This is a genomic window from Aquicoccus porphyridii (assembly GCF_008369105.1).
Taxonomy (GTDB): domain Bacteria; phylum Pseudomonadota; class Alphaproteobacteria; order Rhodobacterales; family Rhodobacteraceae; genus Aquicoccus; species Aquicoccus porphyridii.
Genome location: NZ_VINQ01000042.1, coordinates 1 through 3,510, shown reverse-complemented (window position 1 = coordinate 3,510; position 3,510 = coordinate 1). Strand labels below are relative to the sequence as shown.

Below are 3,510 nucleotides of genomic sequence, written 5' to 3'. Positions count from 1 at the left end.
TTCAAGAACCGCGCATAGCGCCAACCCGGACCCCCGCAGGCCCGCCGCCGCTGCGCTATGTGAGGGCTACGCAGCGCCGGGCCTGCTCAGCTCAAAGGGGTCAATTTTGAATGCCGATAGGGGGTCAGCTTTGGATGCCGATTGACAGTCGGGTGGATGAGATTTACCCGGGAAGAGGCAAAGGTGATGATCCACACCCGCGACAGGACTGCAGGACGCCTACCCCCTCAACCCCTGACCGCCCCCTGCGCGATGTGGCTCAGCCCAACAGGCGTTGGCGATCCTCAAGCCCGATCTGCCCTGCCAGATGCTGGCGCAGCGCCTCTTTGCCGGTCGCCCGGAGATCATCGTTGAAATCTCCGAGCCGCGGTTCCAGCACCCGGACGGCAATCCCGGCGTCAAGGGCTCTGGCGCTCAACCTCTCTGCCGCTGCGCGCCCCGCCGGATCGCGGTCGATGGCGATGTAGAGGCACTGAAGCCCCTCCGGCAGCAGGACGGCCCCGAGGTGTCCCGACGAGAGCGCGGCCCAGACGGGCAGGCCGGGCACGGCTTCGACGAGGGACAGCATGGTCTCGATGCCCTCCCCGACGACGAGGATGTCGTCATGCGGGGTCAGCCTGACGGCATTGCCGAGGAGGTGACCCATGGCCCGTCGCTGCGTCTCGACGGCCGCCTTTCCCTGTCCGTCAGGCGCCAGCCAGGTGCGATGCACGCCCTGCAAGGCCCCTGCCCCATCGGTGACCGCCGCGATCAGCGCTGGTCTAGGGACGCTCCGGGTCTGGCCTTCATCCCGATGCCAGCAGTTTGGGTGGAAGCGGAGCGCGCTCATCGTGCCGCCTTGGCTGATGCCCCGGGCGCGGAGGTAGGTGTCGGCAAGCGTGCCTGCGACCGGCACCGAGGCCGCAAACAATCGCGCCGCCGCGGCTCGTGTGCCACCGGGGGCTTTGGCCTTCTTCGGCACTGGCGTATTCGGGAGGACCGGCTGGGGACGGCCAAGATGCGCTCGGGCCTCGGCCAGAAGATCGGGAAAGCGCGAGATCCCGGTTCGCTCGCGGATGATGTCGAGGAGATCGCCATGCAGTCCGACAGCCGCGTCCTGCCATTTGCCACGGGCTCCCGGTCCTGATGTGGGTCCAGTCAGCCGCACGAAGAGCGACCGGCCGGGGTTGTTCTGCAAATCGCCGACGATCCAGTAGGACCCTTCCCGCCGTCCGGCGGGAAGGTAGGCGCGACACACGCTCTCTGCGTTCTCCGCCAGAGCGCGGATCACATCTTCAGTCTCGGAATACATGGCTCAGCACCCTCCACGCGCATGTAGTCCTGTCACGGGACAACGTGCAAGCAGACGATCAAGCACTGTGATGCCGCTGGAGTCTGCTGGGCAGAAGAGCCGCAGCTTCCAGGCGATGATCTCCGAGAAGAACCCATCTGCCTTCAGCCGGTCCTTGGCGGCACCCAAAAAGCCCGACAGCTCGATCCGGTTGACGCCCATGACGCGCGAGCGGTGCAGCTCCATCCCTTCGGCCAAGCGCACCACGGTCTTGCCCTCCAGAACAAGGGCATGGACCTGCGCCGCCGTGAGCTTCGGCGCATCGGCGGCAAGTGTGGTCGCGACCCACGACGGCGAAACGCGGCGACCGATGATGCGCTGACCGTCATCGGTCTGCAGCCGGTAGACGCGGGTTTCATCCTGTGGGAGCTGCTTCCAGATCGGCAGCAAGAGGCCCGCCACGATATGCAGCGTGGCTTCCGAAAACTCGGGCACCTCGGCCAGTTCCGCAGTCCAAGAGGCGGCGAAGGCCGCGCGGTCGGCCTCGAGCCAGTGGGTGTCGTCCATGATCTTGGCCGGAACCGTGCTCGCCTCGGTCGGGCGGATCAGCCGCAGGCGCGGCTCGATCGTGCCGTCGTCCAGCATCAGACTGGTCGCGGGCACCTGCACCGCGGCACGGCCCGAGCGGCTGTTGACCAGGAGCCGTGCCTTCGGGTCGTCGAGCCAATCGAGCGCATCCGCGAGCGAGGTCGGCGTGTTGCGGCGCTTTTCGGTGATGGTGAGGAGCTGGGTCGCGGCGCCGGAGCCGGGATGGGTGTAGATCACCCGCGCATCCGTGACGCGGAAGCTCTCGGCGCGCAGCGTCTCGAGCCCGAGGTCATAGATTCCGGCCGCGATGGCGCCTTCAATCCTTTGGTCGAGCAATTCTTCGAAAGCCGAGAAGAGCACGGCCTGCATGTCGATCGTCAGTGCGAGCAGTCGATTGAGGAAGGTCGTGATCGGCGGCAGATCGTCCTTCAGCCCATTGTCATCGGTCAGGCTCAGACCGGTGGCATCCTCGAAAGCGCCAAGTGAGCACCCCGCGACATCGCCGCGATAGATGCGGCGGTAAAGCTGGCGCAGGGCATCGCGGGCATAGGGGGACTCGAGGTTGTCCTCGGGCCGAAACAGCCCCTGCCCGCCGGTTTGACGCTGGCCGCGCGTGATCGCCCCGAGCGTGTCGAGGCGACGCGCGATGGTGCTGAGGAAGCGTTTCTCTGCTTTCACATCGGTAGCAACGGGCCGGAAGAGCGGTGGTTGCGCTTGGTTGGTGCGGTTGGTGCGGCCCAGTCCCTGAATGGCCGCATCGGCCTTCCAGCCCGGTTCCAGGAGGTAGTGGACCCGCAGGCGCTGGTTCTTCGCCCCGAGATCGGCGTGATAGCTGCGCCCCGTGCCGCCGGCATCCGAGAAGATCAGGATGCGCTTCTGGTCATCCATGAAGGCGGCGGTTTCCGCGAGATTGGCAGACCCCGCCCGGCTTTCCACAACGAGGCGCGCGGCATGCCCCTCGCCCTTACGCACGATCCGGCGCGAGCGGCCCGTGACCTCGGCCACCAGATCGGTGCCGAAGCGCTGGACGATCTGGTCGAGCGCCCCGGGCACAGGCGGCAGGCTTGCCAGATGCTCGATCAGCGCATCTCGGCAGCGCACCGCCTCGCGGCATTCCACCGGCTGGCCATCGCGCGTGACCGGGCGCGAGGAGAGGTTGCCTTCGCTGTCAGTGAAGGGCTCATAGAGCTGCACCGGGAAGGAATGGGCGAGGTAGTCCAGGCAAGCCTCTCTTGGCGTGATATCCACCCGCACATCGTTCCATTCATCCGTGGGGATCTCCGACAGGCGGCGCTCCATCAGCGCCTCACCTGTCGAGACGATCTGGATGACGGCCGCATGGCCTGCCGCGAGATCAGCCTCGATGCTGGAAATGAGGGTGGGGGTTTTCATCGAGGTCAGCAGATGGCCGAAGAAGCGCTGCTTGGCGGACTCGAAAGCCGAGCGGGCGGCGGACTTGGCCTGGCGGTTCAGCGTACCGCCGGATTCGCCAGTAATGTTGGCCGCTTCCAGCGCCGCGGACAGGTTCCGATGTATGACTCCGAAGGCGAGCGCATATGCATCATAGATCCCGCGCTGCTCCGGCGTCAGCGCATGTTCCAGCATCTCGTATTCGACGCCGTCATAGGACAGCGAGCGCGCCGTGTAGAGGC

2 protein-coding genes are annotated in these 3,510 nt (G+C 66.3%); both read right to left on the bottom strand.

Annotation, left to right across the window (positions count from 1 at the left end):
• Positions 1 to 259: 259 nt before the first annotated feature.
• Complete coding sequence (locus tag FLO80_RS21560; RefSeq protein ID WP_068247259.1) at positions 260 to 1,291, bottom strand: DUF7146 domain-containing protein; 1,032 nt, start codon at positions 1,289 to 1,291, stop codon at positions 260 to 262.
• Between the two features lie 3 nt (positions 1,292 to 1,294).
• Positions 1,295 to 3,510 (bottom strand): strawberry notch C-terminal domain-containing protein (locus tag FLO80_RS21555; protein WP_188078392.1); only part of this gene is annotated, 2,216 nt, incomplete at its 5' end.

Excerpts from the sequence above, each read along its gene's own strand:
- FLO80_RS21560 (WP_068247259.1), bottom strand. The coding sequence starts at position 1,291 with ATGTATTCCGAGACTGAAGATGTGATCCGCGCTCTGGCGGAGAACGCA.